Here is a 25600-nt window from a genome sequence, read left to right as displayed (position 1 = left end):
TGTATAAATTAATTTTAGCCCACTAAAATATTCGAATGTATAAATTTCTTTTTGCTATTCTTTTCACTGTTTTTGGTACTGCTGCACTGGCCCAGGTTTCAAATGCGCCAAGGCCACAGCTCACCAAACAGATACCGGCCGATAGTTTAAGTTACCTCAATCCGCGCGATTATATTATTGGTGGTATTAGTGTAAGTGGCGTAAAATACCTTGATAAAGACAACCTGATATTGTTATCTAAACTAACCAAAGGTGATCGTATTAACCTGCCGGGCGAGCGTAATGCCGAGGTAATAAAGAAATTATACGAGCAGGGTTTATTTGACGATGTACAGTTAAATATCACCAAAATTAACATGGATACCGTTTACCTGGAGATTGTTGTTGTAGAGCGGCCACGTTTGTCGCGCCTGCATATTACTGGTATCCGTAAAGGCGAAATAGAAGACGTTCAGAAAAAGCTGACCGATAAAACCGGTAAAATAGTAAACGAAAATTTACTGAGCACAACATCGGCCATTATCAAAAAACATTTTAACGAAAAAGGATTTTTAAATACCACCGTAACCATGACCCAGCGTAAAGACCCGGGAGATGCTAACAGTGTGATATTGGATGTTAAAATTGATAAAAAAACCAAAGTTAAAATTAACGACGTTACTTTTGAGGGGAACAAAGCCTTTTCGCAAGGTGATTTGCGTGGTTATTTAAGCAAAACCCGCAGAAGACATTGGTATAATCTTTTTGGATCGAAGAAATTTAAACAGGATAAATACGAAGAGGATAAGTTAAACCTTATCGAAAAAATGCAGGCCAAGGGTTATCGCGACGCTGAATTGGTAAGCGATTCTGTTTGGAAACACGACGACCAAACAGTTAATGTAAAGATAAAAGTTTACGAAGGCCCTAAATACTATTTTGGTAAAGTACAGTGGAGTGGTAATGCCAAGTATCCGGCCGATATATTGGAAAGGATCCTGCACATTAAAAAAGGCGATGTGTTTAGCGAAGATGAGTTAAACAAACGCTTAAGCGGCCCAACACCAAGTAATGACGACGTTTCATCTCTTTACCTGAATGACGGTTATTTAACCTTCAACGCCGACCCGGTACAAACAAGGGTTTATAATGATACTGTTGATCTGGATATTCGTATTTACGAAGGCCCGCAGTACACCATTAACCGTGTAAGCCTTAAAGGTAATGATGTAACCAACGATAAGGTTGTGTTGCGCGAAATCCAAACTAAGCCAGGCCAAAAATTCAATAAAGAGTTGCTGATTCGCAGTGCGCGTGAAATTGGCCAGCTGGGTAATTTTGACGAGCAGAAGACTGAGCCTAAGCCAACCAATATCAATCCGCAGGATGGTACGGTAGATATTGTTTATAACGTAGTTGAAAAACCTTCAGACCAGATCGAACTTTCGGGCGGTTTTGGCGGCGGGCAGTTGGTGGGCACATTGGGGCTTACTTTCAACAACTTCTCGTTACGTAATATCTTTAATCTTAAAGCCTACAAGCCGCTGCCAAAAGGCGATGGACAAAAGCTAAGCTTAAGAGGCCAGTCAAGCGGTCGTACCTATCAAAACTTCTCGTTCACATTCAGTGAGCCATGGTTGGGCGGTAAAAAGCCAATTTACTTTGCTTTATCGGCCTATACACAAGGTAGTTCAACAGGCCAGTATTATGCAAAAACAAGCCCTTACTACAATAACCTGCGTATTAACGGTGTTGGTATTACTTTGGGTAAACGTTTAAAATGGCCGGATAACTATTTCCAGCTTAACTACTCATTAAACTTTGACCACTATAACCTGGACAACTATACCGGTTACCTGTTTAGCAATGGTACTTCGTTCAACATCAAATTAACACAGGAATTAACACGTAACTCTATTGATGCGCCTATATTCCCTACACAGGGTTCAAACATTAAGTTTACCGTACAGGCTACGCCTCCGTATTCCATGTTTAACAACGTGAACTATAAAGTAGCTACCCCGCAGGAGCGTTACCACTTTGTAGAGTACTATAAATTCAAATACGACGCGCAATGGTTCAATAAAATTGTGGGTAAATTTGTGCTGATGAGCCAGGTAAGGTTTGGTTTCCTGGGTATGTATAATAAAGAAGTGGGCCCTTCACCGTTTGAGCGCTTTAAATTAGGCGGCGATGGTATGCAGAGCTACCAGTTTTTACAGGGTAGCGAGATCATCGGCTTAAGGGGTTACCAAAACTTCTCAATTGTGCCAGAAGGATCAAATGAAAATCAAAACACTAATACAGGTAGTACCATCTATAATAAGTACACCATGGAGCTGCGCCATCCGGTTATCGCCAGTCAATCAGCAACTATATTTTTGTTAGCATTTGCCGAAGGCGGAAACGTTTGGAACAATTTTAGCCAGTTCAATCCGTTTAACGTACGTCGCTCTGTAGGTGTGGGTGCAAGAATATTTTTACCTATATTTGGCTTGCTTGGATTAGATTATGGTTACGGATTTGATAAAATACCGGGTGCGCCTGATGCAAACAGGGGGCAGTTCCATTTTACAATTTCTCAGAGTTTATCCGGCGGATTTAATTAATTTGCACCGCGATATATGAAAAAGATAATTTTAGTAGCCTTTTTAACGTTAACTGCATTTGCAGGGGCATATGCGCAACGTGTTGCATATGTAGATTCGGATTATATATTGAAACATATGCCCGAATACGCGTCATCGCAAAAACAACTGGCCGCTTTGTCTGATCAATGGCAAAAAGAGGTTGATGGCCGTTTCCAGGAAATTGACCGTTTATATAAAGCCTACCAGGCCGACCAGGTGTTGATGACAGCTGATATGAAGAAACGCCGCGAGGCCGAAATTGTAGATAAGGAAAAAGCAGCCAAGGATTTTCAGCGTCAAAAATTCGGACCTGATGGCGAGCTTTCACAAAAAAGTACCTCATTGGTTAAACCAATTCAGGATAGAGTATCTAAAGCTGTACAGGCAGTAGCCGAAAGCAATGATTTAGATATCATTTTTGATAAAAATAGCGAGGTAATTATGCTGTACGCAAACCCAAGGTTTGATAAAAGTGCAGAGGTGATAACCAAATTAGGGCTTAAGCCCGGCGTATTAGCCAAATAAATTTAAAAGTAAAATAAACAGAACAAAACTATTATTAAAACAGGACAAGAAAAAAATGAAAAAACTATTTAAAGTTGCTTTAGTTGCAGTAGGAATGATATTTGCCGGCAACTTTGCCAATGCGCAGACCAAAATTGGCCATATTAATTTTAATGCGGTTATTGATGCTATGCCCGAAACCAAAACCGTTTCGGCCCAAATCCAGGCTTACCAGAAAACCTTTATTGATGTACTTACCAACATGAACAATGAGTACACTACAAAAGGCACTGATTTTCAAAAAAACCAGGCCACTATGACCGATGCTATACGTAGCCAAAAAGGTGCAGAGTTACAGGATATGCAAAAACGTATGTCTGATTATCAAACAGACGCTCAGCAAAAAGTTGAAGCTAAAAAGAATGAATTGGGCAAACCGCTTTTTGACAAAGCTACTGCCGCAGTACAAGCTGTTGCCAAAGAAAAAGGTTACGCTTATGTATTGGATTCATCACAAGTTAGCCTGTTGGTATCGCCAGATGCTGACGATTTGATGGCAGCTGTAAAATTAAAATTAGGTTTAAAATAATATCAACCTTTAGTCATTTATAAAAAAGCGCTCCGTACTACGGGGCGCTTTTTTTATGTTTGTATATGCACAATCAACCTATAGGTATTTTTGATTCGGGCTTTGGGGGCCTTACGGTTTTTAAATCAATCATCGGCCAGCTGCCGGGTTACGATTATCTTTACCTGGGCGATAACGCGCGCGCGCCTTATGGCAACCGCTCTTTTAAAACCATTCATGAGTATACCTGGGAGTGTGTGCAATGGATGTTTGCACAGGGTTGCCCGCTGGTAGTGCTGGCCTGCAATACAGCATCAGCTAAAGCGCTGCGTACAATTCAGCAGCAGGATTTAAAAAACGCCGACCCTACAAAACGCGTATTAGGCGTTATAAGGCCTACTGCCGAAATTATTGGTAATTACACCAAAAGTAAGGAAATAGGAGTGCTGGGCACCAAAGGAACGGTACAGTCGGGCTCATACCTTATCGAGATCCAAAATTTTTTTCCGGATGTAAAAGTTTACCAGCAGGCCTGCCCGCTCTGGGTACCGCTGATAGAGAATGGCGAGTATGATCAGCCTGGTGCCGATTATTTTGTAAAGCTATATCTTGATGAAGTGATGGCACAGTCGCCGGCAATTGATACCATTTTATTAGCCTGTACGCACTATCCCATTATTCAGGATAAAATTGAGGCCCTGTTGCCTGCCCATGTTAAAGTGATAGCCCAGGGCGATATTGTAGCCAGAAGCCTGGTCGATTACCTGCAACGCCACCCCGAAATGGAGGCCAGGCTCAGTAAAAACGGCACCAACCAGTTTTTTACTACTACAGATGATACCGCCGATTTTGATCATCACGCCTCGCTGTTTTTCTCGCAGCCGGTAAAGTCGACTTTTATTTCGGCCAATGATTTGGTTACGTGTAAGTGAGCGGTTGATTGGGTTGATTAGGTGAGTGGTTGGTGAGCCAAAATCGTAAAATACGATCGTCATTGCGAGGTACGAAGCAATCCCCGAATGCTAAACGCGATATGCAAAGTTTGATAATTGTCCTAAAGAGATTGCTTCCTGCCTCGCAATGACATATGGGCGAATCAACCCAATCAACCACTAACCAATTTAATATACCAAACTTGTCGTCTAAAATAACTCAACATTTAGTAAGTTTGCAGCTTCATCAAAAAAGCGCTTGAATTATTATATCACATATTTTATTGTTGCTATAGGGTTGTTCAGTTTTTCGGCCTTTTTTGCGTTGTTTGGTGTTTATGCTGAGCGGAAGATCTCGGCATTTATACAAGACAGGCTTGGCCCTACCGAAACGGGAAAATTCGGTTCGCTGCAAACCCTGGCCGATATTGTAAAGATGATCCAAAAAGAACTCATCATACCGGCAGCCGCAGATAAATGGCTGTTTATGCTGGCGCCCGCTGTAATATTTATAGCGGTATACATGGGCTTTGCCGCCCTGCCCTGGGGGCCTGGGCTTATTCCATCAAAGATTAATTTAGGCATCTACTATATCTTCGCCATTATCTCTATCGAAACATTGGGTATCCTGATGGCCGGATGGGGATCAAATAACAAGTATTCAATATTAGGCGCCATGCGCTCCGCCGCGCAAATCATATCTTACGAAATTCCTGCCGGATTTGCCATTATATCCGTAGTGATGATCGCTCAAACATTGGATCTGCAGGCTGTGGCCATGCAGCAAGGTGTGTTATCGCCAGAGAAAATAAAATTTGCCGGCTTTTGGGATGTAACCGCGACAGGCGGCTTCTTGAGCTGGAATATATTCCGTGCTCCGCATCTCATCATCGCTTTTGTAATTTACTTTATAGCCTCATTGGCCGAAAGTAACCGCGCGCCCTTTGATATTCCCGAAGCGGAATCAGAGCTGGTGGCGGGTTTTCATACCGAGTTTACAGGCATCCGGTTCGCGCTGGTTTTTTTGGCCGAGTATTCGATGATGTTTTTGGTGAGCATGATAGGGGTGATCCTTTTTTTAGGCGCCTGGAATACACCGTTGCCAAATATGGGCCCGGTGCATTTGGCAACATGGACAACCGGTATGTGGTGGGGCATTTTATGGGTAAGCCTAAAAACGTTAGGGTTGGTAGCCATCCAAATGTGGATCAGGTGGACACTGCCCCGTTTCCGGGTAGATCAACTGATGAACCTTTGCTGGAAAGTACTCACCCCGCTGGCATTTTTATGTGTGCTGATATCGGGTGTATGGAGAGTGTGGCTGATGTAATTTGGGGTGAAAGGTTAAAGGCGAAAGGTAAAAGGAACAAAGCAATTTCGGACATCGAAAAGTCAAAATCGGGTAAATCCCTTAATCTGATAAATCCCGGTTCAGACGATTTTTTTTAGAATTTAGAGTTTAGAATTTCAACAGTATTAGAATTTGTTAACTAAGTTAATCAACGGTTTTACAACGGCATGGAAAGGTTTAAGCCTTACCGTGAAGCACTTGTTTGCCAATAATTCTGCGCGGAGGATTACAACAGTAAGTGACAGTAACTACTTTAAACAGTTGGAAAAAGGCACCAACACCATCCAGTACCCCAAGCAGCAATTGCCGGTGCCCGAAATTGGCCGGTACCAGCTGGATGTGGAGATGGACGATTGCATTGTGTGCGATTTATGCGCCAAAGTATGCCCCGTAGATTGTATTGATATTGAAGCCATAAAAGCTACGGAAGCCATTGGCCAAACATCTGATGGCACCACCAAACGGCTTTACGCAGCTAAGTTTGATATTGATATGGCCAAATGCATGTACTGCGGCCTGTGCACCATCGTGTGCCCAACCGAGTGCATTGTAATGACCAACCAATATGATAAAACCGTTTTTGAACTGAGTGACCTGGTTTACGAATTCTCGGATATGCCACCCGAAGTTGCTGCCGAAAAACGTGCCTTGTTTGATAAGCAACAGGCCGAAAAGCAAGCCGCCAAACTGGCCGCCATGCAAAAAAAGGAGGGCGGGGCATGAGCTTAGTCCGTGTGCTGTTTTATTTCATGAGTTTTATCGCCGTGGCTTCGGCGCTGTACGCGGCATCAACCACTAATTTGGTGCGCAGCATATTTGTATTTTTTGTCACCCTGTTTGCCCTGGCCGGCCTGTACGTTTTGGCCCTGGCCGATTTTGTGGCTGTTACGCAGGTGGTGATCTATGTAGGCGGAATATTGGTACTTATATTATTTGCTTTTATGCTATCCGGTAAAGAAACGTTGGATGTTTTGCAGCAACAAAAAGGTAAATTCTTCAGCATAGGCAAATTGCCCGCAATACTACTTGCTGCCTTGTTTTTTATCGTGATGATTAACGTAGCCTTAAAGGCTGATGTAGATAACCTGGGCTGGGTAAAGGATTCTATCGCCAATAATAATACCATTACCCCAAACGCGGTGATGATTGATAACATAGGCGTTAACTTAATGACGCGCTACCTGCTGCCCTTTGAGGCCATATCTGTTTTATTGCTGATGGCGTTAGTTGGCGCGGCCCACCTTTCACGTAAGGAGGCCGAGGCATGATTACCTTAACCGACTTTTTGATTGTGAGTGTAATGCTGTTTTGCGTTGGCCTGTACATGATCGTATCCAAACGCAACGCTATCCAGATATTGATCGGCATCGAACTGATATTAAATGCCGCCATATTAAACCTTGTTGTTTTTGGCAAACACGACGCAGCCAACAACAGCGGGCAAATTTTCGCGCTGTTTGCCATTGTCTTGGCAGCCGCCACAACCGCCGTAGCGCTGGCTATTATTTTGAACGTGTATAGGAAGTATAAAACTATTGATCCGGGTAAGATTAATAATTTGAGGGATTGATGATGAGAAAGTATTTAGCGGCTGTCAACGTAGAGACTTACGAAGTTTTTAAAACTTCGTAAGTCTGGATTTTAACATAAACAATAAAGAGATCGTCATTGCGAGGTACGAAGCAATCTCTTTAGGACAAGTCGCCACTTTGCAGGCGGAACTGCAAGTTGGGGATTGCTTCGTACCTCGCAATGACGCTTAAAAAACTATTAAAATATACGCCTAAGGCAACGACAGTTTGAACAACGAAATATCCCATACCGACACCACCCTCATCGCCTGCACCCTTGCAGCTGTAGCATCGCCGCTGCTTGCTGCTTTGGTAAACTTTTGCCTGCCGGTAAAAAGTAAGGTTGCGGGTTGGGCATCTGCCGTGGCTATTTTGTTAAGTTGTGTTTTGGCAGCCAAAGTATTTGCCGGGGTATGGAATAATCCGCAGATTCACGTAAAACAGGTTTGGTTTACTATTGGCGATACCAAAGTTTATGCGGGCCTTCTGCTCAATAACCTATCGGCATTGATGCTGTTGCTGGTGTCGGTTATTGCATTGCCGGTGCATATTTACTCTACGGCGTATATGAATCATGATGACAGGTATAGCCGCTACTTTACCTACCTCAGCTTCTTCTGTTTCAGCATGCTGGCTTTGGTAGTGGTGGATAACCTGGTGCTGTTTTACGCTTTCTGGGAACTGGTGGGCTTTTCATCGTACCTTTTAATCGGTTTTTGGTTTACAAAAGATAAAGCGGTACAGGCCAATAAAAAAGCCTTTATCATGAATAGGATAGGTGATATTGGCTTGCTAAGCGCAATAATTATCCTGTTTGTCATGTATGGCACTTTTGATATCAATGCGTTATTTGGGCATGAGGGGATGCTCAGTATTTCTGCCATAAGGGATGGGCAATGGGCTATACAGCCCGATTTGCTGCCAACGTCTTACGGGTCAATATGGCTATCCGGTGGGGCTTCTGGCTCACTACCCGCCATCTGGCAATACATCGCCGTCGCAGGTATCGTTTTAGCAGTTGCTGCTAAATCGGCACAGTTCCCGTTACATACCTGGCTGCCCGACGCTATGGAAGGGCCAACATCGGTATCTGCGTTAATACACGCTGCTACTATGGTGGCCGCCGGGGTGTTCCTGTTAGGCAGGGTTTACCCAATATTTACCCAAACAGAGCTTACCATACTCGCCTGCATTGGCTGTTTTACTGCTTTTATGGCGGCCACTATCGCGCTTACGCAAAATGATTTAAAACGGGTGCTTGCATATTCTACCATATCGCAATTAGGTTTTATGGTTTTGGGTATGGGGGTAGGTGCTTACTCATCGTCGCTGTTTCATTTGGCTACGCATGCGTTTTTTAAGTGTTTACTTTTCCTGGTGGCCGGTATCGTGATCCATGAAATGCAGCATGTTAAGGATGATAACAACCTCGATATTGATCCGCAGGATATTTCGTTAATGGGTGGCCTGCGTAAAAAATTGACGCTAACTTTCGTCGTCGCCCTTATTGGTGGTTTGGCGTTGATAGGTTTGCCGCTTACATCGGGCTATCTATCTAAAGATGGTATCCTGATCCAGGCTTTTGAATGGAGCGATGGTAAAGCTGCCTGGTTTAAGATAATCCCTGTCATGGCGTTATTAACCAGCTGGCTTACGGCTTTCTATGTGGCCCGGCTGATCTTCAAAGTTTTCTTTGGCGAATTCAGGCTGAACAAAATCTACCCGAACTTAAAGTTTCATATGGCAGATGGTGGCTGGCAATACAAACTGCCTTTGGTATTATTGGCGCTTTGCTGCTTCTTTCCGTTGTTTTCGTTTACCCCGTTTTCTTACCAACAAAGCTGGTTATTTCAAGGAACCAATATTTCGCCGATCAGCAAAATCGAAAGCATTTATCACCTTATCATCCCGGCGTTGGTAAATATTTTCAGCCTACTGGTCATTTACGCTGCTTATGCCATCTATGTAAAACAAAGCAGTTTTTCATTCCCGCAAACCGGGTTTTTATACAGTTTATCCTACAACCAATGGTACTTCGATAAAATATACAAGCGCCTATTTGTAAAACCCGTATTAGGGCTGGGCAAGCTCATGTACTGGTTTGATAAAAATATTATTGATGGATTTATCCATCTGCTTGCCACTATGAGCAGATGCGTTGCCGGTTTTGCCGCCTGGGCTGATAAATATATCGTCGATGGATTTTTGCACCTGATGGCGGCCATTGTCCAAAGTATTGGCAATTTTGCACGTAAATTCCAGGGGGGTAAAGTGCAATATTATTTGTTTAGTATGCTGGCCATTGTGCTGCTGATGTTTATTTTAAAAATACTGATATAAACCTGATGAATATATTAACGCTACTCATATTTATACCTGTACTGTTCGGCATTATTATTATGCTGCTGCCGTCAAGCATGCGCAACAGCTTTAAATATATTACCCTTGGCGCTACTTTGATGCAACTGGGCATCAGCATCTGGATGTATATCAATTTTAAAACCGGGGCAAACTACGGAGGCATTAACCACGAAGAGCAATTTCAGTTTGTGCAAAAACTGCCATGGATAAGCCTTAACCTGGGAAGCCTGGGCAAAATGCAGATTGATTATTTCGTAGGGATAGATGGCATTTCCATCACCTTACTGGTGATGACGTCGCTGGTATTGGTAATAGCCACCCTGGCCTGCTGGGAAATCAAGAGCAACCTTAAAGGTTTTTTCCTGTTGTTTTTATTGCTGGATATGGCCGTTATCGGCGTGTTTTGCGCGCTGGATTTCTTCCTGTTTTATATGTTTTATGAGTTGATGCTGTTGCCGCTGTACTTCCTGATCGGGATGTGGGGTGGTGCAAGGCGCGAGTATGCTTCCATCAAGTTCTTTTTGTACACCCTTTTTGGTTCGGTATTTATGTTATTGGTGATGGTGGGTTTGTACCTCTCGGTTACCGATCCGGCCACCGGTAATCATACTTTTAACATGGTGCAGATGATGAACCCGGCCAACTTCAATGCCGGGTCGGTGTTTTCCCTGGCAGGCCACCAAACCATATTAGGCATGCCTGCGCGTACCGTGGGTTTTGTGGTATTATTTATCGCCTTTGCTATTAAAGTGCCTGTAGTGCCCTTGCATACATGGCTACCCGACGCGCACGTAGAGGCACCTACACCGGTATCTATTATCCTTGCCGGTATCCTGTTAAAAATTGGCGGCTACGGTATTATCCGCATCTGTATAGGCATCTTCCCCGAAGTAGCTACCGCGCATGCCTTTTGGTTGGGCCTGTTAGGAGTTATCTCCATTTTATACGGCGCCTTCAACGCGCTTGCACAACGCGATCTGAAACGGATGATCGCTTATTCCTCAGTATCGCATATGGGTTTTGTACTGCTGGGCATTGCATCGCAGACTGCCGAGGGCGTAAGCGGAGCAGTAATGCAGATGGTGAGCCACGGCTTTTTATCAACCATGCTGTTTTTCCTGGTAGGGGTTATCTACAATCGGGTGCACGACAGGGATATTTACCATTTCCGTGGCCTGGCTACCCTGATGCCAAAATATACGGCCTTTGTCATGATCGCCTTTTTTGCCTCGTTGGGCTTGCCGGGCTTTTCGGCATTTGTGGCCGAGGCGTTTACATTAGCCGGTGTATTTAAATCGCATACAGAAAATGGTTTGTTACCCTATTGGATGGCCGTTTTTGGAACGCTGGGCATACTGTTTGGCGCGGCCTACTTTTTATGGACACTGCAGCGCATGTTCTTCGGTAAAGAATCATTAAAAGGTGGTGCCGTTTGGAAAATAGCGCTGACAGATTTAAACATGCGCGAGAAACTTACCCTTGCGCCACTGGCCATCATCGCCCTGGCATTGGGTATAATGCCATCATTGGTTTTTGATAAGATCAACGATTCGGTATTAGCTTTTATACAATTTTTACACACCAAATAATTGATAGTGTACCAGCATAAATTCTTTTATGGAAAAATGCATACCGCTGCATCTTTAGTTTACCCAACGCCCTTTGAGGCTGATGGGGGAAAACTAAAAGCAAGTATCCATTTAACCGAAGACGTTATGTTCAAAAAACTATCAACCGCTATTTTTTTATTTATAGCTATTGCCTCCAAAGCCGACGAAGGGCAAAAAATTGCCTCGAAAGTTCAAAAAGTTACCGTGTTTTTAAGCGGTGCGCAGGTAAGCCGTACCGCGCAGGTAAATATTAGCGCGGGCACATCTACCCTGGTATTCAATAACCTATCGGCAGATATGGATGTGCAAAGCCTGCAGGTGAGCGCCGGGGGCAATTTTACTATCCTATCGGTTAAGCACGAACTTGATTTTTTAAACGAAGAACTAAAGCAAAAACAAATTACCGACCTGCAGGCCCAGCAAAAACTTATCAGGGATAAAATATCCCTACAAAACAGCCTGCTCCCTATTTACCAGGAAGAGGCCGATATGCTATCAAAAAACCAGGTTGGCAGCGGAGAAAAAAATGGGCTCGACATTATAAAACTCAAACAGGCGCTTGATTTTCAAACAGCCCGCCTAACCGAGATCAAACAAAAACAACAAGCCGTGGCCGACCAGGTTGCACTGCTAAACCTCGAGCTTCAAAAATATGATAAGCAAATTGTAGATATTGTTAAAGGCCGCCGCAGCACTACCAGTAATGTGTTGGTTACGGTATCGTCTAAAACCGATCTGCAGTCTGCATTTACCATCAACTATGTGGTGCATACCGCCAGCTGGTACCCGGTTTATGATATCAGGGCCAAAAATGTAAACAGCCCCATCAGCATTACCTACAAAGCTAATGTATCGCAGCAAAGCGGCGAGGAATGGAAGAACATAAAAATCACCCTGTCAACAGGCAACCCAACCGTAAGCGGCAGTAAGCCCGAGCTTACCCCGGATTATTTAAATTTTGGCATGTATTATTCAGGAGCTGCCGGCAGCATCACCAAAGTTACGGGCAAAGTTGTTGCACAGGAGGACGGGCAGCCCTTGTCTGGCGTATCTATCAGGATAAAAGGTTCTTCCATAGGCACTGTAAGCGATAAGGATGGTAATTACGATATCCAGGTACCCGGAGGTAACCCAACCATAACTTATAGCTACATTGGTTATGAAACGATGGAGCGGCAGGCTAATGCTGCAGTAATAAGTGTAGCGCTCAAGCCATCAGCTCGGGCTTTAAATGAGGTTGTTGTGGTGGGTTACAGCAGTACATCAGACGCTCTTGAAGGTCGGGTTTCCGGAGCGAGTGTTATACCCGGATCAAGTGATAAAATAAAGATCAGGGGAATTTCAAGTTTAGGCTACTCCACTACACCGATAGAAGTTCAAAAAATCGAAAACCAAACCAACGTAGAGTTTGCCATTGCCAACCCCTACACCGTACCAACCGACGGCAAGCAGTATATGGTAGAGATTGGCCAGTTTGACCTGGAAGCCAGCTACCAGTATTACGTAGCGCCCAAAATAAGCACAGATGTGTTTTTAACCGCCCAGCTTGCCAACTGGAACAAATACAATTTCCTATCCGGTGAAGCCAGTTTGTTTTTTGAGGGAACGTTTATCGGCAAGTCGCTGATTAATACACAGGCCACTACCGATACGTTGAATTTATCCTTAGGGAACGATAAAAATATAGTGGTTACCCGTACCCTGCAAAAAGAATTGGCAGGCAGGCAGGTATTTGGATCTAACAAAAAAGAGACCCGCAACTGGCTCATTGAAGCTAAAAACCGCAAAAGCCAGCCGGTTAGTTTATTGGTAGAAGACCAGGTGCCCGTTTCGCAAAATACCGATATACAGGTAGATGTGCAGGAAATATCGGGTGCAAAATTGGATGCCCATACGGGCAAACTTTCATGGAATTTCGTGTTAAATTCGCAGGATGATAAAAAGGTGCTGTTAAAGTACCAGGTTAAATATCCCAAGGATCAATCAGTAATAGTTCAATAATATAAATGCATCAACTGCTCATCAACATATCCGAACAGCTAACCCAGGTAATTGCCAGCCTGCACTATTTTATGCCCGAAGCATACCTGGGTTTGCTGTTTGTGTTTGTGATGATAACCGATTTGCTGTTTGGTAAAGCATCTGCCATTTATTGCCGCATGGTAGCTGTAATAGGTTTGCTGCTGATTGTATTTGCCGATTTAAAGCAATTTGGGTTGATATTGGACGGGCCACACCTGTTGTTTAGCCAAATGATGCTCCTTAGCCGGAGCGGACTGTGGTTTAAAGTAATCATCGATTTGCTTGCCTTTATCCTGCTGTTGTATTTTACGTGGGACGAGAAACTGAAACGCCACCAAAAAGGCTTATCAGATTTATATACCATCACCATCGCTTCCATATTCGGCCTGCATTTAATGGTAATGGCGGTAAACCTGCTGTCTATTTACCTGGCTATCGAGATGGTTTCTATCGCATCGTATCTGATGGTAGCTTACCGGAGCGAGAACGCCTTTAGTACCGAGGCGGGCTTAAAGTATGTATTGTTTGGGGCAGCATCATCGGCCATTATGCTTTATGGTATGTCGTTGTTGTATGCGTTCAGTGGCTCGCTGGATATTTTGCAGCACAATACCGTTATGGAACTTTTAAAGGTTAATCACCTCAGCTCGGCCTTTGCTATTGTGCTGGTGTTGGTGGGCCTCGGGTTTAAGCTGTCATTTGTTCCCGTTCATTTTTGGGTGCCCGATGTGTACCAGGGCGCGGCAACGCCGGTTACAGCATACCTGTCAACTTTACCCAAAATTGCCGCGTTTGCTTTATTGGTCAACCTTTTACCTCCTTTTATGCTATTGGGTACCAATACTGGGTTCGATCTGGTTATTGTGCTGTCAGCGGCGGGTATTATCAGCATGATAGCGGGGAACTTTGCCGCGGTATTGCAAAGCAATATTAAACGGATGCTGGCTTACTCCAGCATTGGCCATACCGGTTTCGCGCTGATGGCAGTGGTGGTGCTTAACCAGCAAGGAATATCGGCTTTAACTTATTACCTGTTGGTTTATGGATTGGCCAATATTGGCGCATTGGTGCTGGCAACTTATTTTACCAATGTAATGGGCGCCGAAAACCTGGACGACTATAAAGGCCTTGGTTTAAAGTACCCTGTTGCCGGTGTTTGTTTCACTATTATATTAATATCGCTTACAGGTTTGCCGGTGAGTGCCGGTTTTACAGGTAAGGTGTTTGTGTTTTCGGCAGTGTACGGGCTATATCAGCAAAATCATAGCATCTGGCTGATGCTGATGATGGCTACCGGGGCTTTAACAACAGTAGTAAGCTTGTTTTACTACATTAAAATTCCACTTAATTTATTCCTTAAAAGGTCAGAAAATCAGGATATTGAATATAAAAAATCTTATAATCTGCTCATTTTAGTTGTAATTATAAGTTTTGTGTTGGTTTTGCTGGGAGTTTTCCCGGATTTTGTTTTAAAATACCTGTAAAAGTAATTTTTTATTACCTATTTAATATAAAGTTAACATAATCTTCTTTTTATCGATAGAAAAGTATTAATTTAGGCTGTTTTTTAACAAGTTTAAAATTAAATGAAGCGGTATATTCCTTTTCTAATTATACTTATAATTCTTACGCTTACTTTTTTGTTTCCATCAGTCGAGTTCAAAAACTCCGGCAATCCCAATTTTAATACCGGGGATATTGCCTGGATGCTGATGTCGACCGCCCTTGTTTTGATCATGACGCCCGGCCTGGCTTTCTTTTACGGGGGGATGGTCAACAAAAAAAACGTGATCTCTACCATGCTGCAAAGCATTGTTTGTATGGTTATCATCACGGTACTTTGGGGCATTTTTGGTTTTAGCCTGGCCTTTGGCGAAAGTTTTCATGGTATTATAGGCAACCCTGCTACCTATTTTATGATGAAGGGGATGCTGGGTAACGCCACCTGGAAGGCTGCACCAACCATACCTTTGTTATTGTTTGCCATGTACCAGTTAAAATTCGCCATTATTACCCCGGCGCTGATTACCGGTGCATTTGCCGAGCGGATCCGTTTTAACTCGTACATTATTTTTTTGGTATTGTTCTCCATCTTAATATTCTCGCCGCTGGCGCATTGCACCTGGCATCCCGATGGAATACTGGCCAAACTGGGCGTGCTTGACTTTGCTGGCGGTACGGTAGTCCACATGTCGGCCGGATGGGCCGCCCTGGCTTCTGCATTATATTTAAAACGCCGCAATGAGGCCAATCATTCGCCTGCCCGTATTACTTATGTAATGATAGGCACCGGGCTTTTATGGTTTGGCTGGTTTGGTTTTAATGCCGGTTCGGCCTTTGGTGCCAATGCTTTGGCAGTAACCGCTTTAGCAACCAGCACAACAGCTTCGGCTGCGGGTGGTATTACCTGGATATTTTTTGATATGCTGCTTGGCCGCAAGCCATCTGCTATGGGTACCTGTATAGGAGCGGTAGTAGGCCTTGTGGCCATTACACCGGCTGCAGGTTATGTAACTGTTCCCCATTCGCTGGCTATCGGTATTATATCGGCCGTAATCAGTAACCTGGTTGTGGAGTGGCGTACACGCACTACCATTGATGATACACTTGATGTATTCCCTTGCCATGGGGTAGGTGGTATGGTGGGTATGCTGCTAACCGGTGTTTTTGCCAATCAGCACGTAAATGCTGCAAATACTACCGGCAACGGCCTTTTCTTTGGCGAAACGCACTTGTTTTTGGTGCAGCTTTTAGCACTGGTAGGCGTATCTGTCTTCGCGTTTTTCGGATCGTTGTTATTACTTAAAATAACAGATATGATCTCGCCTCTCCGGGTATCTGCCGAGGATGAAATTGTGGGGCTGGATATCAGCCAGCACGGCGAAAAACTTTAATCTTGAATTTCAAACCAAATCTATAAACCCGAAAGTCCGGCTGAGAAGCCGGATTTTTTTTATTTAGTGGCGGCGAGGGAGTCAAGAGTCAAGACACAGGGGGCGATGATTGCCGCGTAGTCATAAAAATATTATGTTATTAAACGTATTGACAATACACTTGTCTATAAGGTGGTGTTAATACGTGTTTTTGTCTTAACTCTTGATTCTTAGCTCTTGACTCAATTTTAAAAATATGTTTTCAGATAATCAATTAGGAATGTTTACAACGGCTCATCAAAATATGCTACCTTTTGATGGTGAGGTTTATCTGTATCCCAATTTTTATGAAGAGGAGGGTAGTCTCGATATCTTTGAACAGCTAAAACACAGCATCCTTTGGAAGCAGGACAAGATGAAGATCTATGGTAAAATGGTCAACTTCCCGCGGCTTACTTCCTGGTATGCCGATGGCGACCAGGAATACACCTACTCCGGCGTAGTAAATACACCCATTCCATTTACGCCATTGTTAAGGCAGATAAAGGAGGCTGCTGAGCAACAATGCGGTAAACAATTTAACTCGGCCCTGCTTAACTACTACCGCCATGGCGGCGACAGTATGGGCTGGCACAGCGACGATGAAGAAGAATTGAGCGGCAATCCTGTTATAGCCTCGGCATCGTTTGGTGCTACCCGCACTTTCCAATTTAAACACAAGCAACAAAAGAGCGCTAAAGTTTCTATCGCCCTTAATAATGGCAGCTTGCTTATAATGCAGGGCGCTACGCAGCATAACTGGCTGCACCAGGTACCCAAAACCGCCAAACAGCCGGGGCCCAGGATCAATATAACTTTCAGGGATATTAAGTATTAGATGTGCAGATTACAGATGTTGTATGAACTCGAATTAAACGAATTTTTAGAATTTCTGGAATTTGCTGTTAGAATTCTGTTAATCCATTAATTCGATGAATTCAGAAAATAATTGGCAGGCAAAAAGCATCTGCACATCTGAAATCTGTAATCTGCACATCTGTATTGCTTTTCAATCATTGCAACATCAGGGATTAAGTAATAACTTAGTTTATCTGAATCCACCTGCCATATGAAAAAAATTATTGTGTTTATCCCGCTTTTAGCGCTGGCTTTTAATGTAAAGGCTCAAACTGTTTTACTAACTGATAGCGGGACTTTCTTCCTGCATAAATTTGCGCAGCATATTGGTAAAGAAACTTATTGGGTAACTAAATATAAGGACTCCATTAAGTATGCCGTCGATTTTAAGTTTGTCGACCGGGGTTCCCCTGTGCCGTTGAAAGCCAGTTTAAAGTTAACTGCTACAGGTAACCCGCTCGAACTGGTTGTAAAAGGGAAAACATCCAGGTTTTCGACAATTGACGATTCGGTAAGGGTTTTAAATGACGGTGTTGTATTTAAGGTTGATGAAAAACTTACCAGCTATAAAACGCATCAGCGCCTTAGCTTTCCTGTGGCAGGTTACTCACCTACATTGGTACAACAAGCAATGCTGCAATACTGGAAAAAGAATAAGCAGCCGGAAACTATGAAAACCCTGCCCTTTGGCTCGGTACAAATAAAGAAAGACGGTACAGATCAATTGACTTTTAACGGTAAGCAATTGCTGCTTGAGAGATATACCGTAAGCGGCCTGGTTTGGGGCAACGAACTGATTTGGGCGGATGCCGGCGGTAAACTCATTTGCCTCATCACCAATGATGCCGAAGGCGACAAACTGGAGTCGGTGCGTAAAGAATATGAGAGCCTGTTGCCCGAACTGATTAGCAAAGCGGCGGTTTACGGTATGCAGATCTTCGCTAAGGCAGCAGCGCCTACGGGGGGGGTTAATAAGGTGATTGCCATTACCGGGGGGAACCTGGTTGATGTAAATACCGGCACCAGTATGCCCAACGCAGTAGTATTGATAGAAGATGGCCTGATAAAAATGACAGGTAAAGCGGGCAGTGTTAAAATACCTGCCGGCGCCAAAGTAATAAACGCCAACGGTAAAAGTATTTTACCTGGCTTATGGGATATGCATTCGCATTTTGAACAGGCAGAGTGGGGCCCGGCCTACCTGGCAGCCGGTGTAACAACGGTTAGGGACTGCGGCAACGAATTTGAATATATTAATGCTATAAAAAGTGCCATAGATGGCGGCAAAGGTGTTGGGCCAAATATCCTGAAAGCAGGTATTATTGACGGCAAGGGTCCAATGTCGCTGGGTATTATACAGGCAGATACAAAGGAAGAAGCCATAAAAGCGGTTGACCGTTATAAAGAAAATGGATTTGCGCAGATAAAAATTTACAGCTCGGTAAAACCTTCAATAGTAAAGGCTATTTGCGATGAAGCCCATAAAGTGGGCTTAACAGTAACCGGCCACATCCCTAACGGAATGACCTTGCAGCAGGGGGTAGACTCGGGGATGAACATGGTAAACCACGAGCAATATGTTTACGCCATTTTAAAAAGAAATAAAGACAGATCTGTAGATTTTGATGATTCGGTAAGCGTGGCGGCAATCAAATTTATTAAAGACCATCATGTGGTGATAGACCCCACTTTGGGTGTTTTTGAACTTGCCTTTCGAAATGTAAAAGATAGCATCACAAACCTGGAGCCGGCATACAACACATTACCGCCCCCATTGCAAACGCTGTTTAAAAACATGGGGATGGAGCCGGCCAATGCGACAAAATTTCGGCCTGTGATGCAAGGCATGGTTACATCTGTAAAAAAACTGTATGATGCAGGCGTTATCATTGTGGCGGGTACCGATATGGGTTTCCCTGGTTATAGTTTGGACAGGGAACTGGAGCTGTATGTATCGGCAGGTTTAACACCCGCCCAGGCCATCAAAACGGCTACCCTTACACCGGCTCAGGCCATGGGCATTGATAAACAAACAGGCTCAATTGAAGCGGGCAAACAGGCAGATATTATACTGGTAGATGGCGATCCTTTAAAAAATATCAGCGATATCCGCAAAGTATCGGTTGTGATTAAAGCCGGCAGGGTTTATGACCCGGTGGCTTTACATAGGATGGTAGGTTTTTCGAGGTAGGGGTTCAGATGTGCAGATTTCAGATATGCAGATTTCAGATGTTGTCTGAACCGGAATTTGTGGAATGACCAGAATTTGAAGCTCACTCTGTTAATTCCGGTTTGAAAATATTTGATAGGAAAAAGCATCTGCACATCTGAAATTTGAAATCTGCACATCTATAATCTGCACATCAAAAAAACAGACATTTTTCCTATTTTTACCTTGTGCAAAAAGAAGAACTTACAACATTATGGCGGCCGGTTGGGCCAAGGGAATTAAAGCTGATAGAAGAGTCGGGTTTTAAACGCTTCCCTAAACGATTGGCGCAACAACCCATCTTTTACCCGGTGCTGAATGAAGCTTACGCTATTCAGATAGCAAGGGATTGGAATGTGCCTGCGTCAGGTTCGGGTTTTGTAACTAAGTTTAGTTTACCTGCCGCATTCCTGGCAAAATATAATGTTGAAAATGTTGGAGGCCCAATCCATAACGAATTATGGGTGCCGGCCGAAGAGCTGGAAGAATTTAACGATCATATTGTAGGGTTGATTGAGGTCACGCAATCATTTTACCCTGCTGAAAAAGAGTGATTCTGACGAATAATCAGCCAAAAACACCTGCACATCTGTAATCTAAAATCTGCACATCTAAAAAGATGTTTAAACTACTATTTAATGACAAATGATTTTATAAAGAGTCCATTATAAATGATACCTTTGCAGCCTCATTCCGAATCATGAGCGATCAGATTAAACATGAATGCGGTGTGGCATTTATCCGCTTATTAAAGCCACTATCTTTTTATCAGAAAAAGTACGGAACTGCGCTGTACGGACTGAACAAGCTTTACCTTTTAATGGAGAAACAACATAACCGCGGCCAGGATGGCGCAGGTGTTGCTACCATTAAATTAGATATTGCCCCGGGCAAGCGGTACATCAGTCGTCACCGGTCAATGGCTTCAAACGCCGTTGCTGATATTTTTGAATACATCCAGAAGAAATTCGCGGAGATTCAGAAAGAAACCCCCGAAAAAATGTTGGATGCCGAATGGCTCAAAGAACATGTAAGCTTTACCGGCGAGGTTTTATTAGGGCACCTGCGTTATGGTACCCATGGTAAAAACTCTATCGAAAGCTGCCATCCGTTCCTGCGCCAAAACAACTGGCAAACCAGGAACCTGGTTATTGCAGGCAACTTTAACATGACCAATGTTGATGAGCTTTTGCAGCAACTTTACGACCTGGGGCAGCATCCAAAGGAACAAGCCGATACCATTACAGTGCTCGAAAAAATGGGCCACTTTATTGATACCGAAAACCAGGGCTTGTTTGACCAATACAAACGCGAAGGATTAGACGATAACGTGGAGATTAGCAAACTGATTGCTAATGACATGGACGTTGCCAAAATTTTAACAAAATCGGCCAAAAACTGGGATGGTGGTTATACCATAGCCGGTATACTAGGCCATGGCGATGCCTTTGTAATGCGCGACCCGGTTGGCATTCGCCCGGCATTTTATTACTACAACGATGAAATTGTTGTAGCAGCATCAGAACGCCCTGCTATCCAAACCGCATTTAACGTGCCTATGGAGGAGATCAGGGAGATTAAACCTGGCCACGCGCTTATTGTTAAAAAGAACGGGAAGATAACCGAGACTATGTTTAGTGAGCCTAAAGAGAAGAAATCCTGCTCGTTTGAGCGTATTTACTTTTCGCGTGGCAGCGATGCATCTATCTACCGTGAGCGTAAACAATTAGGCAGGCTGCTTTGCCCGCAAATATTGGACGCTGTTAACAATGATATCAAAAATACCGTGTTCTCCTACATCCCCAATACTGCCGAAGTTGCCTTTTATGGCATGGTTGAGGGCGTGCACAAATACGTAAAAAAATACCAGCGCGACAAGCTACTGAGCCGCGAGGATAAAATTAGCGACGAAGAGCTTACCGAAATACTGGCAATGGCCCCAAGGGTTGAAAAAATTGCTATTAAAGATGTTAAGCTGCGCACCTTTATTACCCAGGATGCCGACCGCAGCGAAATGGTTGCCCACGTTTATGACACCACTTATGGTTTAATAAAACGTAACACCGATACCCTTGTTGTTCTGGACGACTCGATTGTTCGCGGTACTACACTTAAACAAAGTATCCTGAAGATATTGGACAGGCTTGGCCCAACCAAGGTTGTAGTGGTATCATCGGCGCCGCAAATCCGTTACCCGGATTGTTATGGTATAGATATGTCGCGCATGGGCGAGTTTGTTGCTTTTGAAGCAGCCATCAGCCTGTTAAAGGAAATGGACAGGGAAGATGTGATCCTTGACGTTTACCAGAAATGTAAAGACAGCATTAAGTTGCCGAAAGAAAAAGTACAGAACCACGTAAAGGCGATATACGAACTATTTACCGATCAGCAGGTATCTGACCGTATAGCGCAGATCATTACTCCTAAAGAAATAAAATGCGAAGTGAAAGTTATCTATCAAACTTTAGATAACCTGCATATTGCCTGCCCCGACCATACCGGCGACTGGTACTTTAGCGGCGATTATCCAACCCCAGGCGGCAATAAAGTTGTTAACCGCGCCTTTGTTAACTGGATGGAAGGTAAAAACCAAAGGGCTTATATGTAAGAGCAGCCCCCGGCCCCCTGAAGGGGGAGGAAAAATATAATAGAGGCGATAAGTTTATACTTGTCGCCTTTTTTTGTGTTTTTTTGAAGGTTTTTGTGCTTTTTTGTATCAAAAGTGAAACGCGGTTATCCTGAATTGTAGAATTTCGCGGAATTATGGTAGGGGGAATGAGAAACCGGCGAAAGACTTGCGAAGTTTTTAAAACTTGGCAAGTCTGGGGTTTTACTGTGACATTTTTTTCAGAACCCGGAAAATTTGGATATTGGCTAAGGTGCTGAAAATGAGAGTTTATAGTGTTCCGCTCCCGCTTTTGCTAAAGTCGTAAGTCATTGATTATCAGCGATAAATTGTTCCGGGGCGTTCCGGGTGTACCAGGCGTTCCAACGGAACGCTTTGCAAATCAAAAAACTCCCCCTTTAGGGGGCTGGGGGGGGGCTTCACGACCCTGGCGGTGCCGCGAAAACAAAGTGGGTAACCAACTTATCAATCAATACCAGCGAGGCTATTATAAGCGCTATGCCGGCCACTTCGTTGAGGCGGTGGATGAGTTTAACCGATATTTTATCGCGCAGCTTATCTGCGTAAAAGGCTTTAGTGGTATCCATGCCAAACTGCACAATAAGGATAGTTAAAAACATAACGGCTATGTGGAATGAGCGGTGGGGGGTGCCAACCAGGAAAGTAGTACTGGCGGCGCCGATAACAACTGTCCAGTGGAATAATAGGGTGGGGTTAAAGATGCACATCAAAAAGCCCTTTAAAAAGTAGCCTGCGCGGTTGATGCCGGTTGGTACTTTATTGTCGTAGTTTACTTCGGCCTTTTTAAACAAATAGTATAAACCAAGGGTAAACAATATTACGGCGCCAACAACGCCTGCAATCAGTTTAGTATGATCAGATACATCTATATATTGCGAACCGAAAAGTAAGGCGCCAACAAATACTACATCGCTGGTAACAACACCGAGGGCAAGGGCTACACCCGCATGAAAACCTTTTTCGATGCTGGTTTTAATAAGAGCAAAAAAGACCGGGCCAGTAATAACCGTCAACACCAATCCAAACCCAATTCCCGAAATAATGGCTTTTATCATTAAGTTAGGCTTTGTTCATTTTTGAACAATGCGAATATGCAATTTTATCTCATAAACAACGAAACTTAAAATTGTGATTTATTTTAATTTAAAATAGTATGACCAGTTTTACAAAAAATCAATTATGTTTAACGATTCAAAATCTATTCTGTATAACCTAATTTAAAAATGGAACAAAACAATGCTAAAAGTTACAGTTCGGCTCTTTATACGCTTATAACTGTATTTTTCTTTTGGGGCTTTTTAGCTGCCTCCAACGGTGTATTCATACCTTTTTGTAAAGAACACTTTCATTTAACCCAATTTGAATCGCAGTTGATTGATTTTACATTTTATGGTGGTTACTTCATAGGTTCGTTGATCCTGTACTTTGCTTCATCTTTCAGCAAAGTTGATATCATGAATAAAATGGGGTATAAAAATGGTATCATATTAGGCCTGGTAATTTCTGCGATTGGCGCAATCGGCATGATTCCGGCTATTGCATCGGGATCATTTGGTTTAATATTAACGGTGTTTTTTATTATAGCGGTTGGTTTTTCGTTACAGCAAACTGCTGCCAATCCTTTTGTAGTTGCTTTGGGGCCGCCCGAAACAGGTTCAAACCGGTTAAATTTTGCAGGTAGTATTAATAACATTGGTGGTTTATTAGGCCCCGTAGTAGTGGGTATTATTTTATTTGGCTCGGCAGCGGCCAAAATAGAGGCAAAGAATGTACAAATTTCTTCTGTGAACAACCTTTACTACATGCTTGCCGGTTTATTTATTGCTGTAGCTATCTTCTTTTGGTTTTCAAATTTGCCAAAGGTTACCAGCGATGAAAAAATTGAGGCAAGCCCCAAGGCAAATACACCGCTTTTAATTATGTTTTTGGCATTCTGTTTAATTTTAGCCGCCGATCCGTTGAGTGCCTATCTTAATAAGCTGCTATCTTCAGATTATATAAAAAGCCAGTATTTTGTGTATGCTTCATTGGCTATTATTGTATTGACGTTGGTGGGGACTATTTTTGCCGCTAAACAAAGTAAAGAGGGCTGGGGCGCTATGCAGTATCCGCAATTGATTTTGGGTATGCTGGCTATATTTACTTATGTAGGTACCGAGGTTACTATTCAAAGCAATATGGGATCGTTATTAAAAACGCCTGAGTTTGGATCGTTCAAAGAATCGGACATCGCGCCTTATATTTCATTGTACTGGGGTAGCTTAATGATCGGCCGTTTCGCCGGCGCGATAGGCGCGTTTAACCTTTCTAAAACGGTTAAATATGTGTTAACAGTTCTTATTCCTTTTATAGCATTTGGTATAGTACTATTAGTAAATGCCGCCACTGGTGTAAATGTGAGCAACCTGTATGGTTATGCGGCTTGTGTAGCCATCTTGATTGTTGCCTTCTTTATCGGTCAGCAAAAACCTACACGTACTCTGTCTGTATTAGGTTTATTAGGCGTTGCATTTATGCTGGTTGGGTTATTTACAACGGGTAAAGTTGCAACATTCTCTTTCATCAGCGGTGGGTTGTGCTGCTCTATCATGTGGCCTTCCATATTCTCTTTAGCTATTACCGGCTTAGGAAAATACACCAGTCAGGGATCTGCATTCCTGATCATGATGATTTTAGGTGGCTCTATTATCCCTCCGCTACAAGGCAAAGTAGCTGATGGCGCAGGTAACGTTATACCGGGCATGAGCGGTATTCACTTCTCCTATATTGTTCCTGTGTTGGGCTTTGCTTACCTTGCTTATTTTGCCTGGAAAGTGAGCCGCGAACTGCGTAGCCAGGGTATCGACCTTGACCATGTTGAGGTTGCAGCAGGCCACTAATTTTTAACCCGTCATTTTTTCATTGGGTCATTAAGTCATTTTCACTGATTTAATGACCCAATGGCGTTAATGACAAAATGATTTAATTTATGAAACCAAGTTTCGATTCGATATTCATGAACCTGGCAACCGATCTGGCTAAGCGTTCACACTGCGTTAAAGCCCACGTGGGCGCTGTTTTAACCCGTGATACCCGTATTATATCCATAGGCTACAATGGCCCGCCTGCGGGTACGCATAACTGCGACGAGGAATGGCCGGAACAAGGCTGTGCACGCGATTCAAAAGGAAGTTGCTCATTGGCGTTGCATGCCGAAGAAAATGCGATTTTATATGCCGTTAAAAGCGGCGCAAAGCTGGAAGGGGCAACGTTGTATACCACACTATCGCCATGTATTGCTTGTGCGCGACTTATTTATTCGGCGGGCATAACTAAGGTTTATTTTGATAAATCGTACGCCGAATATAAAGGCATTGGCAGCGACGAGGGGGTTGATTTTTTAAACCGTTTTGGGGTACCAACGGTGAGGTTTACAGAAGATTAGCATTGCCCGGCCAATTTTTGTT

20 protein-coding genes are annotated in these 25600 nt (G+C 43.5%); 19 read left to right on the top strand and 1 reads right to left on the bottom strand.

The genetic code is table 11. The features are described 5' to 3' along the window. The first annotated feature begins 35 nt into the window (after positions 1-35). The 17 genes from bamA to BMX56_RS18990 all read left to right on the top strand — a co-directional run bounded on the left by bamA (position 36) and on the right by BMX56_RS18990 (position 22115). On the top strand, positions 36-2588 hold the full coding sequence (gene bamA / locus BMX56_RS19070; protein ID WP_090651270.1) for an outer membrane protein assembly factor BamA: 2553 nt from the start codon (positions 36-38) through the stop codon (positions 2586-2588). A 15-nt stretch (positions 2589-2603) separates the two neighbouring features. Continuing rightward, positions 2604-3134 (top strand): OmpH/Skp family outer membrane protein, encoded by a 531-nt coding sequence (locus BMX56_RS19065; RefSeq protein ID WP_090651269.1) that lies wholly within the window; start codon positions 2604-2606, stop codon positions 3132-3134. 55 nt (positions 3135-3189) lie between these two features. After that, entirely contained in the window at positions 3190-3702 is a 513-nt protein-coding gene (locus BMX56_RS19060) for an OmpH/Skp family outer membrane protein (RefSeq protein WP_090651268.1), read from the top strand. Between the two features lie 65 nt (positions 3703-3767). Further along, on the top strand, positions 3768-4613 hold the full coding sequence (murI, locus tag BMX56_RS19055; RefSeq protein ID WP_090651267.1) for a glutamate racemase: 846 nt from the start codon (positions 3768-3770) through the stop codon (positions 4611-4613). Positions 4614-4872: 259 nt separating this feature from the next. Continuing rightward, on the top strand, positions 4873-5943 hold the full coding sequence (locus tag BMX56_RS19050; protein WP_090651266.1) for a complex I subunit 1/NuoH family protein: 1071 nt from the start codon (positions 4873-4875) through the stop codon (positions 5941-5943). 153 nt (positions 5944-6096) lie between these two features. After that, the gene (locus BMX56_RS19045) at positions 6097-6687 is read left to right on the top strand and encodes a 4Fe-4S binding protein (protein ID WP_090651265.1); all 591 of its coding nucleotides are present in this window, start codon (positions 6097-6099) and stop codon (positions 6685-6687) included. Continuing rightward, complete coding sequence (locus tag BMX56_RS19040; protein ID WP_090651264.1) at positions 6684-7232, top strand: NADH-quinone oxidoreductase subunit J family protein; 549 nt, start codon at positions 6684-6686, stop codon at positions 7230-7232. Before BMX56_RS19045 ends, BMX56_RS19040 begins: the two co-directional genes overlap by 4 nt. Then, positions 7229-7534, top strand: a complete 306-nt coding sequence (gene nuoK / locus BMX56_RS19035; RefSeq protein WP_090651263.1) for an NADH-quinone oxidoreductase subunit NuoK — start codon at positions 7229-7231, stop codon at positions 7532-7534. The genes BMX56_RS19040 and nuoK overlap by 4 nt, the downstream gene beginning before the upstream one ends. 229 nt (positions 7535-7763) lie before the next feature. After that, positions 7764-9875: an NADH-quinone oxidoreductase subunit 5 family protein gene (locus BMX56_RS19030; RefSeq protein WP_255369871.1), complete on the top strand. Its 2112-nt coding sequence runs from the start codon at positions 7764-7766 to the stop codon at positions 9873-9875. Between the two features lie 5 nt (positions 9876-9880). Beyond that, a complete protein-coding gene (locus BMX56_RS19025) occupies positions 9881-11485 on the top strand; it encodes a complex I subunit 4 family protein (protein ID WP_090651262.1) in 1605 nt (534 codons plus the stop codon). 6 nt (positions 11486-11491) lie between these two features. Further along, positions 11492-13507: a DUF4139 domain-containing protein gene (locus tag BMX56_RS19020; protein WP_143065477.1), complete on the top strand. Its 2016-nt coding sequence runs from the start codon at positions 11492-11494 to the stop codon at positions 13505-13507. Positions 13508-13512: 5 nt separating this feature from the next. Further along, positions 13513-15012 (top strand): NADH-quinone oxidoreductase subunit N, encoded by a 1500-nt coding sequence (locus tag BMX56_RS19015; RefSeq protein ID WP_090651260.1) that lies wholly within the window; start codon positions 13513-13515, stop codon positions 15010-15012. 102 nt (positions 15013-15114) lie between these two features. Further along, on the top strand, positions 15115-16422 hold the full coding sequence (locus BMX56_RS19010) for an ammonium transporter (RefSeq protein WP_090651259.1): 1308 nt from the start codon (positions 15115-15117) through the stop codon (positions 16420-16422). 235 nt (positions 16423-16657) lie between these two features. Beyond that, positions 16658-17278 carry an alpha-ketoglutarate-dependent dioxygenase AlkB family protein gene (locus tag BMX56_RS19005; protein WP_090651258.1) on the top strand — a complete coding sequence of 207 codons (621 nt, stop codon included), beginning with the start codon at positions 16658-16660 and terminating at the stop codon, positions 17276-17278. A gap of 231 nt (positions 17279-17509) precedes the next feature. Beyond that, positions 17510-19489, top strand: a complete 1980-nt coding sequence (locus BMX56_RS19000) for an amidohydrolase family protein (protein ID WP_090651257.1) — start codon at positions 17510-17512, stop codon at positions 19487-19489. A 206-nt stretch (positions 19490-19695) separates the two neighbouring features. After that, positions 19696-20061, top strand: coding sequence for a hypothetical protein (locus BMX56_RS18995; protein ID WP_090651256.1), 366 nt, complete (start codon positions 19696-19698; stop codon positions 20059-20061). 146 nt (positions 20062-20207) lie between these two features. Then, entirely contained in the window at positions 20208-22115 is a 1908-nt protein-coding gene (locus tag BMX56_RS18990; protein ID WP_090651255.1) for an amidophosphoribosyltransferase, read from the top strand. 437 nt (positions 22116-22552) lie between these two features. On the opposite strand, the gene BMX56_RS18985 is transcribed toward BMX56_RS18990, so the two are convergent. Beyond that, positions 22553-23209 carry a LysE family translocator gene (locus tag BMX56_RS18985; protein WP_090651254.1) on the bottom strand — a complete coding sequence of 219 codons (657 nt, stop codon included), beginning with the start codon at positions 23207-23209 and terminating at the stop codon, positions 22553-22555. 168 nt (positions 23210-23377) lie between these two features. On the opposite strand from BMX56_RS18985, the gene BMX56_RS18980 reads away from it, so the two are divergent. Then, a complete protein-coding gene (locus BMX56_RS18980; RefSeq protein WP_090651253.1) occupies positions 23378-25033 on the top strand; it encodes an MFS transporter in 1656 nt (551 codons plus the stop codon). Positions 25034-25122: 89 nt separating this feature from the next. Beyond that, positions 25123-25578 carry a deoxycytidylate deaminase gene (locus tag BMX56_RS18975; RefSeq protein WP_177183861.1) on the top strand — a complete coding sequence of 152 codons (456 nt, stop codon included), beginning with the start codon at positions 25123-25125 and terminating at the stop codon, positions 25576-25578. Positions 25579-25600: the final 22 nt, after the last annotated feature.

Source organism: Mucilaginibacter sp. OK283, from assembly GCF_900110415.1.
In the GTDB taxonomy this organism is placed as follows: Bacteria; Bacteroidota; Bacteroidia; order Sphingobacteriales; family Sphingobacteriaceae; genus Mucilaginibacter.
Note: the sequence above shows the minus strand (reverse complement) of the source record. Positions and strands in the feature narration are given on the sequence as shown.